The 14103-nt window shown below is 58.1% G+C and carries 16 protein-coding genes; 4 read left to right on the top strand and 12 right to left on the bottom strand.

The features are described 5' to 3' along the window. The first annotated feature begins 252 nt into the window (after positions 1 to 252). Entirely contained in the window at positions 253 to 747 is a 495-nt protein-coding gene (gene spy, locus AB1748_RS09930; protein ID WP_367395435.1) for an ATP-independent periplasmic protein-refolding chaperone Spy, read from the top strand. A 73-nt stretch (positions 748 to 820) separates the two neighbouring features. Here the strand turns inward: spy and cho are convergent, their stop codons facing one another. The 4 genes from cho to AB1748_RS09950 all read right to left on the bottom strand — a co-directional run bounded on the left by cho (position 821) and on the right by AB1748_RS09950 (position 4842). After that, positions 821 to 1681 carry an excinuclease Cho gene (gene cho / locus AB1748_RS09935; protein ID WP_367396337.1) on the bottom strand — a complete coding sequence of 287 codons (861 nt, stop codon included), beginning with the start codon at positions 1679 to 1681 and terminating at the stop codon, positions 821 to 823. 67 nt (positions 1682 to 1748) lie between these two features. After that, positions 1749 to 2636 (bottom strand): aromatic amino acid DMT transporter YddG, encoded by an 888-nt coding sequence (gene yddG, locus AB1748_RS09940; protein ID WP_367395436.1) that lies wholly within the window; start codon positions 2634 to 2636, stop codon positions 1749 to 1751. 60 nt (positions 2637 to 2696) lie between these two features. Next, entirely contained in the window at positions 2697 to 3521 is an 825-nt protein-coding gene (gene nadE, locus AB1748_RS09945) for an ammonia-dependent NAD(+) synthetase (protein ID WP_111139104.1), read from the bottom strand. Positions 3522 to 3639: 118 nt separating this feature from the next. Continuing rightward, on the bottom strand, positions 3640 to 4842 hold the full coding sequence (locus AB1748_RS09950; protein WP_367395437.1) for a multidrug effflux MFS transporter: 1203 nt from the start codon (positions 4840 to 4842) through the stop codon (positions 3640 to 3642). A gap of 282 nt (positions 4843 to 5124) precedes the next feature. Between AB1748_RS09950 and osmE the strand changes: the two genes are divergently transcribed. Continuing rightward, positions 5125 to 5460 (top strand): osmotically-inducible lipoprotein OsmE, encoded by a 336-nt coding sequence (gene osmE, locus AB1748_RS09955; protein WP_111139102.1) that lies wholly within the window; start codon positions 5125 to 5127, stop codon positions 5458 to 5460. 61 nt (positions 5461 to 5521) lie between these two features. Here osmE and AB1748_RS09960 read toward each other — a convergent pair whose 3' ends face one another. The 6 genes from AB1748_RS09960 to hxpB all read right to left on the bottom strand — a co-directional run bounded on the left by AB1748_RS09960 (position 5522) and on the right by hxpB (position 10841). Continuing rightward, on the bottom strand, positions 5522 to 5929 hold the full coding sequence (locus AB1748_RS09960; protein WP_367395438.1) for a DUF6515 family protein: 408 nt from the start codon (positions 5927 to 5929) through the stop codon (positions 5522 to 5524). Positions 5930 to 6111: 182 nt separating this feature from the next. Continuing rightward, complete coding sequence (locus AB1748_RS09965) at positions 6112 to 7503, bottom strand: L-cystine transporter (protein ID WP_111139100.1); 1392 nt, start codon at positions 7501 to 7503, stop codon at positions 6112 to 6114. Positions 7504 to 7654: 151 nt separating this feature from the next. Further along, positions 7655 to 8245: a metal-dependent hydrolase gene (locus AB1748_RS09970; protein WP_111139099.1), complete on the bottom strand. Its 591-nt coding sequence runs from the start codon at positions 8243 to 8245 to the stop codon at positions 7655 to 7657. Between the two features lie 140 nt (positions 8246 to 8385). Next, a complete protein-coding gene (gene kduD, locus AB1748_RS09975) occupies positions 8386 to 9147 on the bottom strand; it encodes a 2-dehydro-3-deoxy-D-gluconate 5-dehydrogenase KduD (RefSeq protein ID WP_111139098.1) in 762 nt (253 codons plus the stop codon). 17 nt (positions 9148 to 9164) lie between these two features. Further along, entirely contained in the window at positions 9165 to 10001 is an 837-nt protein-coding gene (gene kduI, locus AB1748_RS09980) for a 5-dehydro-4-deoxy-D-glucuronate isomerase (RefSeq protein WP_111139097.1), read from the bottom strand. 171 nt (positions 10002 to 10172) lie between these two features. Further along, complete coding sequence (gene hxpB / locus AB1748_RS09985; RefSeq protein ID WP_367395439.1) at positions 10173 to 10841, bottom strand: hexitol phosphatase HxpB; 669 nt, start codon at positions 10839 to 10841, stop codon at positions 10173 to 10175. Between the two features lie 144 nt (positions 10842 to 10985). On the opposite strand from hxpB, the gene AB1748_RS09990 reads away from it, so the two are divergent. Then, a complete protein-coding gene (locus AB1748_RS09990; protein WP_039391793.1) occupies positions 10986 to 11522 on the top strand; it encodes a YniB family protein in 537 nt (178 codons plus the stop codon). 12 nt (positions 11523 to 11534) lie between these two features. On the opposite strand, the gene AB1748_RS09995 is transcribed toward AB1748_RS09990, so the two are convergent. Together AB1748_RS09995 and ghoS are read right to left on the bottom strand one after the other, a co-directional pair. Continuing rightward, a complete protein-coding gene (locus AB1748_RS09995) occupies positions 11535 to 12428 on the bottom strand; it encodes a fructosamine kinase family protein (RefSeq protein ID WP_111139095.1) in 894 nt (297 codons plus the stop codon). 103 nt (positions 12429 to 12531) lie between these two features. Then, positions 12532 to 12825, bottom strand: a complete 294-nt coding sequence (gene ghoS / locus AB1748_RS10000; RefSeq protein ID WP_367395440.1) for a type V toxin-antitoxin system endoribonuclease antitoxin GhoS — start codon at positions 12823 to 12825, stop codon at positions 12532 to 12534. A 351-nt stretch (positions 12826 to 13176) separates the two neighbouring features. Here ghoS and AB1748_RS10005 point away from each other — a divergent pair, with 351 nt between their 5' ends. Next, on the top strand, positions 13177 to 13938 hold the full coding sequence (locus tag AB1748_RS10005) for a YdiY family protein (protein ID WP_111139093.1): 762 nt from the start codon (positions 13177 to 13179) through the stop codon (positions 13936 to 13938). The last annotated feature ends 165 nt before the right edge of the window (positions 13939 to 14103 follow it).

Here is a 14103-nt window from a genome sequence, read left to right on the forward strand (position 1 = left end):
AGAACCGCTTCCGCTTTCCTGTCAGAACCCTTACACTCCTCCACGATTTCTGCGAAATTCACTGGAAATTCATACTCTTTTTCAATTCCTCACGCCTTTCTTCTTATTCTCTTCATGATTGCCCGATTTTTGTCTTCTATGCTTTCACGGCTTTACTCAGGCTCTGAGTAGTTGACGTTCAGCGTCGTATGCTTGTTTCCGAAGACGCGACAGAGTGCTGTCGTCATTATCATGAAATATAAGGACACTATTATGCGCAAACTGACTTCCCTTTTACTGGCTTCTTCGCTGGCGTTTGGTGCAGCCAGCGCCGTCCATGCTGCTGCTGACAACCTGACTCCACCACCAGCAGGCAGCGAAAAAGCGATGCATAAACCGCCAATGCACCACGGCATGGATCGGATGTTCAGAGGGCTGAAACTGACCGAAGCGCAGCAGACTCAGATGCGCGACATCCTGAAAGAGAGCCGTAAAGAGATGAAACGTCCGTCACTGGACGAGCGTCGTGCGGCCCACAGCATTATCGCGTCTGACAGCTTCGATAAGAGCAAAGCAGAGGCGCAGGCAGAGAAGATGTCTGCTGATGCGAAAGAGCATGCGCTGAAGATGCTGGAAATCCAGAACAAGTTCTATAACGTGCTGACACCGGAGCAGAAGAAACAGTACAACGCTGACTTTGAAAAGCGTCTGACGGAGAAAGGCCCGCGTGAAGGCCAGATGGCACCGTCAGCCGAACCGGCTGAATAAGCCCTGCTAAGCTAACGGTCTGAGACCGCCGGCGCTGTCCACTGAAGGTGAGTGGGCAGCGTCGGCGGTTTTTTTATAGCGGCAGAATAGGGTAGGCACCTGAGAGAATCGGGCGGCAGAGGATTTTATAGCCGTCGTGATCAAAACCGCCTTTGGGCCGCTGCAGTTTTCGCGCTTCCTCCATGCTGTCAACGGAGCCGAGATAGAACCAGTGATCGATAACATGGATCTGGGTCATCTCTTTTCCCTCTTCGACCAGACCCACCGCGCCCTGCCACGGCCAGCAGAAGACCCGCACGTTTTCCAGCGATTCAAGCAGCCGATCCTGATGATCGCTGACCGTCTCTTTGCCGCAGCAGGCTCCGGCGCAGCGGCGCAGTGCTGAACGGAAGCAGCCCCGGCCCGCACTCAGTGTTTCCAGCCCCAGCAGGCCATGACAGAGCTGATACTCATCCGCGAGCTGCTTGAGCCGTTCAATGGCAGCAAAGCGGCTGCGGTAAAGCCCGAACAGATTAGGCGACTGACTGAAATCGAGATCCTTTGCGTAAACCACCTGCGGCTTCGTGTCAGTGATCTGCAACGAGCAGAGCTGCCGGTTCTTGCGTAATCGCTTATTGAACAGCGGCTGCTGGGTCTTGATCATCTGCGCTTCCAGCAGCAGCGCGCCCAGATCGCCGGCGGTCGGGATCCAGCTGACACGCCGCGACTGGCGCAGCATCTTCGCCTCATCAGGGGTGCGGAAATGGGACATGACCCGTGAACGCAGATTCACGCTTTTGCCGATATAGAGCGGCAGCGACTCGCTTTCTCCGTGGAAGGTGTAGACGCCGGGACGATTCGGCAGACCTTCCAGCCATTCACGCAGGTGTTCGGGATATTGATAAATTGCATTCGCATCGGGTTCGGGGCGAAGCATAGCAGCACGTCTGACCAAAATGGACTCCATTTACTGGTTGTCCATACAGCATAACAGCCTGGTGAAATGATCGCCAGTGGTCTGATTACCGTCCGCGGGTCGCCAGCCAGCAGATCAGCGACCCCAGCGTGATCATCGCTACACCCTGCCAGAAGGCCAGCGGCGGAATCAGGCCAAGCCACAGCGATCCCAGCAGCGCCGACAGCACGGGCGTAAAGTAGGAGGCGGTAGCCAGCAGCGTCAGGTTGCCCTGCTGGATGCCGTGATTCCAGGCGGAATAGGCGACGGCGGTAGAGAGCCCGACAAACCCCACCTCCAGCAGCGGGATTGGGGCAAAGGTCATCGGCTGTGGGGGGCTGAGGGCAAACTTCAGCCACAGCGCCAGTGCGGTCAGGACAAAAAAGAGGGTGACGCCGTTCGACCCGCGGGCAAAGCGCCGGGTCAGATTGTTGTAGACCGCCCATGTCAGGGCGGCGACAAAGGCAAGGCTATAGGCGGCGGGATTGCGCAACATATTCTGCCACAGCAGAGAGGGTGAACCGCTGCTGTTGCCCTTCATCACCCAGACGATCCCGAGCAGCGACAGCAGCAGCCCCGGCCAGAGCCAGGGGCGGAATCGCTGCTGATTAAAGGGGATCGCCAGCACGATAGTCAGGCAGGGCCAGAGATAGTTAATCATCCCCAGCTCCAGCGACTGGCTGCGATCGCTGGCCAGACCGATCGCCAGCGCCAGACAGATTTCATAGCCGACAAACAGGGCACCGCCCAGCCATAGATAGATCGGAGGCAGCGCGCCGGGTCGCGGCATGCCCCGGGTCAGACAGAGCAGCAGCGCCGTCGTGGTATAGATCAGTGCCGCGCCGCCGGTAGCACCAAAGGCTTCGCTGACGCTGCGCAGCAGGCCCACAGTGGTGCTCCAGAGCAGAATGGCGACAAGGCCGATAAGAGTGGCGCGCGAAACAGTGGCAGACATGCAGCAATCAACAGGGTCAGTGGGAAAAACCTCCTTTGCCGGAGCAAAGGAGGCGGCGTATTACTTCCAGAAGTCGTCGAATACCGTGATCGGCGGGCGACGTTTGTGCTCGGTTTTCAGATACCAGCCTTCGATGATCCGGGCATTCTCCGGGTCGATGCTTTTACCTTCCAGGTAGTCATCGATCATCTCGTAGGTCACGCCCAGCGCCACCTCGTCCTGCAGGCCGGGACGATCATCTTCCAGGTCAGCAGTGGGTTTCTTCAGGTAGAGATGTTCCGGGCAGCCCAGATGTTTCAGCAGCAGCTTGCCCTGACGCTTGTTCAGGCGGAACAGGGGATTGATGTCGGTGCCGCCATCGCCATACTTGGTGAAGAAGCCGGTGACCGCCTCGGCGGCGTGGTCGGTGCCGACCACCACACCCCGGGTCATGCCCGCGATGCTGTATTGCGCTTTCATCCGCTCACGCGCTTTTTCATTGCCGCGAACGAAATCGGACAGGGTGATGCCCGCCTCTTTCAGGGCGCGCTCGCTGGCCAGCACGGACTCTTTAATGTTGACCACCAGCGAACGGTCGGGCTGGATAAAGGCCAGAGCATCCTGGCAATCCTGCTCATCGGCCTGGACGCCATAGGGCAGACGCACCGCAATAAAGGTGTAGTCGTTGTCGCCGCTCTCCTGGCGCAGTTCCGCGATCGCCGTCTGCGCCAGCTTGCCCGCCAGGGTGGAATCCTGACCGCCGCTGATCCCCAGCACCAGCGTCTTCAGCCCGCTGTGACGTTTCAGATAGGCTTTAAGGAAATCGACGCTGACACGCACTTCCTGGCTGGCGTCGATCGTGGGCTTCACACCCAGTGCTTCAATAATTTCCTGCTGCAGTGACATGAACTTCTCCTCAGGTCAGTGGCCTGTCGGCTCGATGCGAACGTGTTATTAAAGCTAACGTGCCTTGGCGAAAACAACAAGCCAAAGCGGCAACGGATTTTGGCTAATCGTTGCGAAATCAGTGAGTTTTCAGCGGCTGTGACGGTTTTTTTGCCAGCACGCTGAACATCAGGATCGCCATCATAAAGCAGCCAAAAATGGTGGCGCACATGCTCATGACCGAGGTACCGCCGATGCCGGTGATCGGCACGGTGATCGCCCCCAGCGTGAACATCGTTACGCCGATCACGGCGGACGCGCTGCCCGCCCGATGCCCCTGACTCTGCATCGCCAGGGAGGAAGCGGTGGTGGCGATCACCCCGTTGCTGGCGATGGAAAAGAAGAGCGCCACCAGCAGCAGGGGCAGCGGCGCCTGATACAGCGCGGCCAGCAGCAGCAGGCCGGAGGCCACAAAGGCCAGCGTGAGTCCGCCTTTCAGCACCCGATATTCGCCCCAGAGCGGGCAGAGGCGGGCACTGGTCTGGGAGGCAATGATCAGGCCCAGGCCGTTTGCCGCAAAGCAGAAGCTGAATGCCTGCGGCGAGAGGCCATAGAGCTGTTGCAGCACAAAGGGCGAGGCGCCGATATAGGCGAACATGCCGGACATCATAAAGCCCTGGGTCAGGCAGAAGCCCATAAAGGGGCGGTGGGTCACCACCTGACCGAGTGCCGCGTAGGCGGACAGGATCGACCCCTGACTGCGTCGCGCCTCAGGCAGCGTTTCATGCAGTTTCCAGCGCGCCAGCAGGATCAACAGGATGGCAATGCCGCCCAGCACCATAAAGATGCCTCGCCAGTCCAGGATCGTCATCAGCGCGCCGCCGAGCACCGGCGCACCGATCGGGGCCAGGCCATTGACCAGCATCAGCAACGCGAAGAAGCGCGTCAGTTCGTGGCCGCTGTACATATCGCGGGCAATCGCCCTTGAGAGCACCGCGCCGCCTGCGCCCGCTAATCCCTGAAACAGGCGCGCCAGCAGCAGCTGGTGGATATCCTGCGCCAGCGCACAGCCCAGCGAGGCGATAAACAGCAGGCTCAGTGACAGTGTCAGCGGACGCAGACGGCCCGCCTTATCGCTCATCGGGCCAAACAGTAACTGGCCGAATCCCAGCCCCAGCAGACCGGCGGTCAGGCTCAGCTGCGCGGTCGCGGTTTCGGTGTGGAGATCCTGCGCCAGCTGCGGCAGTGCTGGCAGATAGAGGTCGATACAGAGCGGGCCCAGTGCGGCCAGCAGACCAAGTGTGATGGCATAGGTCAGACGGTTTGCGTGTACAGGAGTCATTTATCCTCAGCGTTGTCAGCGATGGCGTGAACAGAAATCGGGCAGGCCAGCAAAGCGGAGGCAGGTTGCAGCCTGCTAAAAGAGAGGCGTGCAGCCGCGCATAAAGGGTCGCTGGCGGCTGCCCCGATGGCCGGGAAGTATACGTGCGCGCTGACAGTAACACAGCCTTCTTTACGGAATCCTGACAGTCAGTGTGCCACGAATTGTTCTTCATAAACTTGATATATCAGCATTTCTGTTCCAGGCTTGTTTCCACATGGACAATCAATGAGGAACAACAAGATGAATAAAGTGATGGGATGTATCGCTGCGGCGCTGACACTGGCTGCACTGTCTGGTTGTACGACTTACGATCGTGCGGAAAGCTACGTGACTAAGCCAGTGGTAAAGGATGTTAAAAAGGGCATGACCCGCGATCAGGTTCGTCAGATCGCCGGTGCGCCATCGACTGAAATCACCATGGTTCACGCGCGTGGCACCTGCCAGACCTACGTTCTGGGCCAGCGTGACGGTAAAGCGCAGACTTACTTCGTCAGCTACAACGATACCGGCCGTGTGATGAACTACGGTTTCCAGAGCTGTGCGGAGTATGACACTGACCCGCAGGCTCAGCAGTAAGCGTCTCACTGAATAGCAAACGGCCCGTCATGATGACGGGCCGTTTTTCGTTGGGGACGCGTTACAATCCGGCCGGACGCGGCACCTCAACATAGTCACCATCGATCTGCCGCTGATAGTAGTGGCCTGCCTGCACGTAAAAGCGTTTGCCATTAAAATCGAGTACCCGCATCTCATTGCTGACCCGCGACTCCTCCGGCGGCTCGACCACCACATATTCATCGCCGTGACGCTGATAATAGCTGCCATTCAGCAGGTAGTAGGTGAGCCCGCCGATCAGCACCGCCGTGGCGGCGTCGGGTAAGAAGCGCAGCGGTCCACCCCAGTGGGGGCCGGGACCGCCCCAGTGCGGGCCGGGTCCGCCATGCCGTCCCCAGCCGCCGGGCGGGCCCCAGTCACCAGGGTGAGCCAGCGCCAGCGCAGGCGTAAGCAGCGTCAGCGTCAGAAACGAGGCGATAACTTTTTTCATCGGGCGTTCTCCTCATAAAACTGGAGGCAGAATTCGCTTTTTCACGGGCAAAGACAAGCAATAAAGCGGCAAATTTTCGCCTCTTTACCACGCTTAACGCTTTCTTAACGGCGTCGCCATTAACGGGGAAGATTATGGAGAAGAGAAGAGAACCTGGCGCGGGCGCGCCAGGTGTAAAGCCATCAGCGGTGCGCCAGTTCCGCGTTGTCGTCGCTTTCCAGTACGCGCTTGTCGGTCAGACCCAGCCAGCGGCTGGTCAGGGAGCCGGCGGTCATGGAGCCATTGACGTTCAGCGCCGTGCGGCCCATATCGATCAGCGGCTCGATGGAGATCAGCAGTGCCACCAGCGTCACCGGCAGGCCCATTGCAGGCAGTACAATCAGGGCCGCAAAGGTGGCGCCGCCGCCGACACCCGCTACGCCCGCTGAACTCAGCGTGACCATGCCGACCAGGGTGGCAATCCACAGCGGGTCAAACGGGTTGATGCCCACCGTCGGCGCGACCATCACCGCCAGCATGGTCGGATAGAGACCGGCACAGCCGTTCTGACCGATAGTGGCACCGAATGAGGCCGAGAAGCTGGCAATCGATTCAGGCACGCCGAGACGACGGGTCTGGGTTTCAACACTCAGCGGAATCGTGGCCGCACTGGAGCGACTGGTAAAGGCGAAGGTGATCACCGGCCATACTTTGCGGAAGAAGCGCAGCGGGTTGATACCGTTGACCGACAGCAGCAGCGCATGGACACCAAACATGATGGCCAGGCCAAGGTAAGAGGCAAGCACAAAGCTGCCCAGCTTGATAATGTCCTGGAGGTTAGAACCGGCGACCACTTTGGTCATCAGCGCCAGCACGCCGTAAGGGGTCAGCTTCATCACTAAACGGACCAGCTTCATAACCCACGACTGCAGGGTGTCGATAGCCACCAGCACACGCTGGCCTTTAACCTCATCATCTTTGAGCAACTGCAGAGCAGCCACACCCAGGAAGGCAGCAAAAATAACGACGCTGATGATCGAGGTTGGATTCGCGCCGGTCAGATCCGCGAACGGATTTTTCGGGATAAAGGAGAGCACCAGCTGTGGCACCGTCAGATCGGCGACTTTACCCACGTAGTTACTCTGGATCGCACTGAGACGCGCCGTTTCCTGCGCACCCTGAACCAGACCTTCCGCGCTCAGCCCAAACAGGCCGGTGACGAAGACGCCCACCAGCGCCGAGATGGCAGTGGTAAACAGCAGAACGCCGATCGTCAGTACGCTGATTTTTCCCAGCGACGAAGCGTTATGCAGACGGGCGACCGCACTGAGGATAGAGACGAACACCAGTGGCATCACGACCATCTGCAGTAGCTGAACATAGCCATTTCCGACGATGTTGAACCAGCTGATTGACGCTTTTACCACTGCGCTGTTTTCGCCGTAGATCAGCTGTAACACCAGGCCGAACAGCACGCCGATCACCAGACCGGTCAGCACCTTTTTCGACAGGCTCCAGTTCTGACGGCTGAAGCGGGAGAGCAATACCAGCAGCACCACGAAGGCCACGATATTAAGCGTAAGAGGAAGGTCCATACTGAAACTCCAGAGTAATGCGGCCTTCCGGGTCAGGAAGGCCGCATAATGTTAATCACGAATTAAGACAGCAGGAATGGTAACAGCAGGCGAAGAGGGTGCCTTATATCCAAATGGTATGGTTTATAACTGAATGGTGTTTTACGCTGATTTATTGCGCATGATGCGCGGAGATTAACCGACCGACGCCATTCTGCAGCGTATCAAACAGCTGGGTCGGCCAGCCGTTTGCACCAAAAGATGGCATCCCCACCGGAAACCAGAGTGCATAGCCCACCAGTCCCAGGCACAGCGCCCGCTCCAGCTGATTTCCTTTCTGACTGCGCAGAATCGGCAGGCGGAAGCGCCAGCGGCAGGGCCACAGCAGCGGCACCCCGGCGGGCGTCAGCATGTCGGCCACGATATGGCTGAGATAGCCCAGCGTCAGCCCCTGCAGCACGTCCGGCGGTATCGGCGACGACTGGGGCAGGTTTATCTGAAAAAGCCACAATCCGGCGGCTACCGCCAGCAGACTATGGGTAAAGCCCCGGTGCCCGAACGCCCGCGCAATCGGATGCGAGAGCCAGCGCAGTCGCTGTCCCAGCAGAGATTTAGGGTGGTCGATGTCAGGCAGCAGACAGGTCAGCAGCGCTGAGGGAACAAGATGCCACCAGTCGGCCTGCGCCAGAACGGGTGTCAGCTCAGCACGCTTTGCGAAAATAGCGCTGGCAATGGCAAAAATGATGTGGCCTTCGCCCGTCATGATAGAACCTGGTTGCAAAGAAAACTGTCGATGCATCCAGTATAGGGATTTGTCCAGTAAATGAGAACATGTGACGCTGTAACGAAGCATGAATATTTTTAACATCGCGGACAGTGATGAAACACTGCCCGCGCAAATGATTAACGCGCCAGCCAGCCGCCATCGACCGCCAGGGTATAGCCGTTAACGTAATCCGAGGCGGAGGAGGCCAGAAACACCACCGGGCCCATCATATCTTCAGGCACGCCCCAGCGGCCCGCCGGAATGCGCCCCAGAATCTCTTCACTGCGCGCCGCATCGTTACGCAGCTGTTCAGTGTTGTCGGTCGCCATGTAACCCGGTGCGATGGCGTTGACATTGATGCCATGCTTCGCCCATTCGTTTGCCATCAGGCGGGTCAGCCCCATCACCGCGCTTTTCGAGGCGGTATAGGAGGGCACGCGGATGCCGCCCTGAAACGACAGCATTGATGCGATATTGATAATCTTGCCGCCGCCCCCCTGCGCGATAAAGCGGCGTGCGGCCTGCTGTGCCAGAAAAAACACGGACTTGCTGTTGATGTTCATCACATCATCCCAGTCCTGTACGCTGAAATTAAGCGCATCTTCGCGGCGGATAATGCCAGCATTGTTCACCAGAATGTCGATCCGGCCTGCGGCGGCGACAGCCTGTTCCACGACCTGCGTGGCCACCTCGCTGCGCACCAGGTCGGCCGTCACCGGCCAGAAACGGCGGCCCAGCGCTTCAACCTGACGCTGCGTTTCATCCGCCGCCGCGCGGTTGACGCCCACAATGTCGCAGCCAGCCTGCGCCAGCCCCCGCGCCATGCCCTGGCCCAGGCCGGTGTTACAGCCGGTCACGATGGCCACTTTACCTGCTAAATCAAAGCTGTTTAGTACCATAGATGATTCTCCTCTGCTCAGCGCAGTGCGCTGATGTTGACGGGGTCCATGTCCTCAAAGACCTGATTCTCGCCCACCATGCCCCAGATGAAGGCGTAACACTGCGTGCCAACTCCGGCATGGATGGACCAGCTGGGTGAGATCACCGCCTGTTCGTTATGCACCAGCAGATGACGGGTCTGCTGCGGCTCTCCCATCATGTGGAAAACCGCGCTCTCCTCAGGCAGATCGAAATAGAAATAGACTTCCATACGGCGTTCATGGGTGTGACAGGGCATGGTGTTCCACAGGCTGCCCTCCTCCAGTCTGGTAAGACCCATAGTGAGCTGGCAGGTGGGCAGGACATCCGGCACGATAAACCTGTGGATGGTACGACGATTAGCGGTCGCGGCAGCGCCCAGTGTGGTGCTGGCCGCCTCAGACAACGTGATCTTTCTGTCCGGGTAAGTGCAGTGCGCGGGCGCGCTGTTGTAATAAAAGCGGGCGGGTCGGGCCGGATCCAGGCTGCGGAACTGCAGAGTGCGCGCGCCTTTGCCGATATAGAGTGCCTCTTCGTGCCCGATCTCCCATATTTTACCGTCAACCTCTGCCTGACCCGGCCCGCCGATATTAATCACGCCCAGCTCGCGGCGTTCGAGGAAATAGCTGACGCCCAGCTGTTTTCCCATCTCATCCCCTATCGTGACCGGCCTGTTCACCGGCATTACGCCACCAATGATGATGCGGTCGATATGGCTGTAGGTCAGGGTGTAATCATCCGCGCTAAATATTTTCTCAATCAGGAACGCACGCCGCAGCGCCCCGGTGTCGAGCTGTCTGGCGTGATCGCTGTGAATGCTTTGTCGAATCTCCATCTCAGGCCTCTCTGCAGGTCAGGGTGTCGATGCCCCGAAGGGGGAACAGGTGCATCTTAGGAAGAGTGAGAAGGTAATTCAATAAAAATGAAACGATGTTTTATTTTTTGAGGCGTGGATCATGAAGCGAGGAGAGCAGGCAAAAAAAAGCCCGCACAGGCGGGCAGATGATTATCCCTGCAGATGGTGCAGGGTCAGTTCGCTGAGGCTCGCCAGCCGCACATCGGCCAGCGCCCAGCGGGGATCGTCGCGATGTTCCGCGGCGGGCACCACGATTGACCGCATACGCGCGGCTTTAGTCGCGATCATGCCGTTAAACGAATCTTCCAGCGTCACGCAGTTGAGCGGATCGATTGCCAGCCGGTCAGCGGCGTTGAGATAAACCTGCGGATGCGGCTTGCTGTATGGCAGGGCTTCAGCTGAAGAGAGCACGTCAAAATAGTGCCGCAGATTAAACATCTCCAGCACCTGCTCCAGCATCCTGAGCGGTGAGGCGGAGGCCAGGCCGATCTTCAGCCCCTGGTCGCGACAGAGCTGCAGGGCCGTCTCCACGCCCGGCAGCAGCGGCCGGGTCTGCGCCACCAGCGTCATGGCGCGCGCAATAATTCGTTCCGTTACTTCCTGCTGCGAAGGCCCCTGCCACGGCAGCGTTTCGTACCACATCCGCACAGTCTGATCGATGCGCAGACCCAGCGTATCGGGCAGTTCTCTGCGACGTGACAGGTCGACATCCAGCGTTGAAAAGATATCCAGTTCGGCCTGATCCCACAGCGGTTCAGAGTCGATCAGTAAGCCATCCATATCAAACAGGGCGGCGAGCACAGGGCGGTGATAGGGCATCGGCATCTCCTTATAAAGTCGGCGTTACCTTAGCATCTTTCGCCGGTGACGCACGCGCTACCCGGTCAGCCACGCTTTTTTTGGGAAATTTCGCCATTGGCAGGTAGACTTACGCCAAACCGGATTCCGGCTAAAGGAGAGAATATGACCTATCAACAGGCTGGCCGCATCGCCATCCTCAAGCGTGTGGCGGGCTGGGTGCTGTTTTTAGTGGCGCTGCTGTCGACCATTATTTCTGTTTTAAGCTTTATGTTTAAGCACAGTGAGAAGCAACCGGGCATCGATGCGGTGATGCTCGATTTTGTGCATGTCATCGTCGATATGCTGCGCTTCAATACGCCGTTCCTGAACGTCTTCTGGCATAACTCGCCGGTGCCGGAATTTAACGGACAGATGAACCTGGGCTTCTGGCTGATCTACATCCTGATTTTTGTCGGGCTGGCGCTGGAGTCCTCCGGTGCGCGGATGGGGCGCCAGGCGCGTCATGTGAAAGAGGGCATTGAGGACCAGATGATTCTGGAGCAGGCCAAAGGCAGCGAAGGGCGCAGCCGCCAGCAGCTGGAAGAGAAGGTGCGCGTTCCCCGTCACACCATCTTCCTGCAGATTTTCCCGCTTTACGTTCTGCCTGTGGTGATTGCGATAGCCGGATATTTTGTGCTGTCGCTGCTGGGCTTTATCTGACTGCGGTTGCCGTCAGGCCGGTTTGGCCTGACGGAGGCTGTACGCCTCTTCTTCCAGCAACTGGTCAATGGCGAACTGCGCGTCGTCAGGCCAGTGCCCGCCAAACACGTTGGCCCGGTTCAGCAGATAGTAGAGCTGGTAGACCGGCAGACGCTGCGAAAAACCGTCCGGCAGCGGCCACACCGCCTGATAGCCCTCGTAAATCTGGCGGGGCAGGTCGGGAAACCAGCTCAGCATGGCCAGGTCACACTCACGGTCGCCCCAGTAGCAGGCGGGATCAAACAGCCAGGGCCCGCTGGCGCTGTTCGCGCAGTTGGCCGGCCAGAGATCGCCATGCAGCAGCGACGGCTGCGGATGATGTGACGCCAGCACCCGCTGAACCGAGGCGATGATCCGTTCGGTGTCACCGTAGTGAAGCCCTTTTTCCGCCGCCAGCTGCAGCTGCCAGCCGATACGCTGCTCGGCAAAGAACACTGACCAGCGCCGCAGCCAGCTGTTGGGCTGCGGCGTCGTCGTAATGTTATTGTCGAAATCGAGGCCAAACTGGGTCTGTTCGCTCCACTGATGAAGATGCGCCAGCTGCTGACCCAGCTGCCAGGCACTCTGCTCATCCAGCGGCTGCGGCCGGATATACTCCATCAGCAGAAAGCTCTCTTCGCGGTGATGTCCCACGCCATAGACCTGCGGCACCCGGACCGTGCCGGTGCGCGCCAGCAACGCCAGCTGATCGGCCTCCCACGTAAAGAGTGAGAGCATCTCGCGGCTGTTACTTTTGACAAAGACGTCGTGATCACCGTAGCGGATATGCCAGGTGGGATGGATATCGCCGCCCGCAAGGGCGTGACGTTGCGTGATTTCGGCGTTGCCTAACTGCTCGCTTAACAGACGACTAATGGCTGACCACATAGGGTTGTCCTCTTTATTCGCTGCGTAAGTACGATGGTATGCCTGAATATTCACCAAAACCGGCGCGATTGCACCCCTTATTCTGCGCCCGGGTCACAAAACATTACTGCGGGGTGTCGTGCAGATAGGCCTCAAGGGTCATCAGGGTCACGTCAGGCTTCTGACCCAGCACACTTTCACCGGCTGCCGTAACCTGCTGTCGCAGATCCTCTTCCGCCAGGGTCGTGACAATGCCATAACTGTTGGTGCCCAGTTCATGAGGATGGCCCTCTTCATCCATCAGCGTGGTGCTGAACCCGGCGGCGGTCATTGCGCTGGTCAGCTCCAGGATGTCACTCAATCCCGACTCCTGATAATGAAAGGTTACGATATAGCGGGTCAGATCACTGTTGCTCATAAGGCACCTCCGGGAAAAGGAAACTGAACTGAGCGTAGACCATGGTGAAAAAACAGGCGAACGGCAGCGGCGAGGGCGCGCATCTGAGATGACGCTCAGCGTAAAGGTCTGTCAGCGGTGCGCCAGGCAGGCTGAAAAATCTTCTGCCGTAACGGCTATCTTTTCGGTCGGGCGGCACTATAATGCGCGACGTTAATCAGATGAGTCCCAATTAACACGGGTTGCCAGGGGCATTATCGGCGTTTTTTGTAAGTTAATAATTTTTTACAAAACTTACCGTAAATTGCATTGAATGGCTGGCAAAACGCTTCAGACTCTCCGTTTTTTAAACAGTCGCTCGGATCATATTTAATGAAAGCCTATAACAAGCTGTCTGCTGTTCTTTTGCTCTCCGCTGGAGCTTTTTGTCATCAGGCACTGGCCGATAACGCCGTCTTCACCTCAATGGATGACCCTTCCACGGCGAAAAAGCCGTTTGAAGGTTCTGCTTCAGCGGGCTATCTGGCGCAAACCGGTAATACCACCAGCTCTTCCCTGACTGCCCAGACCAACATGACCTGGTATCAATCATCGATGGCGTACAGCTTGTGGGGTAACGCAGCCAACACCTCGTCCAACGATGAGCGCTCTTCTGAGACCTACAACATCGGCGGTCGTTCACGTTACAACGTCAGCGCCTATGACTACCTGTTTGGTCAGGCGAGCTGGCTGAGCGACCGTTTCAACGGTTATGACTCACGCGATGTCCTGACCGCCGGTTACGGTCGTCAGATCCTGAACGGCCCGGTGCACTCGCTGCGTGCGGAATTCGGTCCGGGTGTGCGTTATGACGATTACCATGCGGGTGGCCATCAGACCAAAGCGCTGGGCTACGGCGCAGTCAGCTACCAGTGGCAGCTGACCGACACCACCAAATTTATTCAGGGTGTCTCGGTGCTGAGCAGCTTCGGCGAAGATACGACGGTCAACTCCGAAACCGGTCTGCAGGTCGCTATCAACAGCCACTTCGCGCTGAAGCTGGCGTACAACGTGACCTGGAACAACAATCCGGCGGAGTCTGCGCCAGATCGTACCGATACCAAAACCTCAATCATGCTCTCTTACGCGATGTAAGCGCATTTTTGCGGCAGGATCCCCGGCGGCCTGACATTGTGTCAGGCCGCTTTTTTTTGTTCGCTCCACGGCTTAGCAAAAAGGGGATGGTTTTTCTCGCCGGGGAAAACTGCTATTATCTGCCTGCACTGTGAGCCTGGCGATATTCCGACAATGTGGGTCTGA

Source organism: Pantoea sp. Ep11b (genome assembly GCF_040783975.1).
Classification (GTDB): Bacteria; Pseudomonadota; Gammaproteobacteria; order Enterobacterales; family Enterobacteriaceae; genus Pantoea.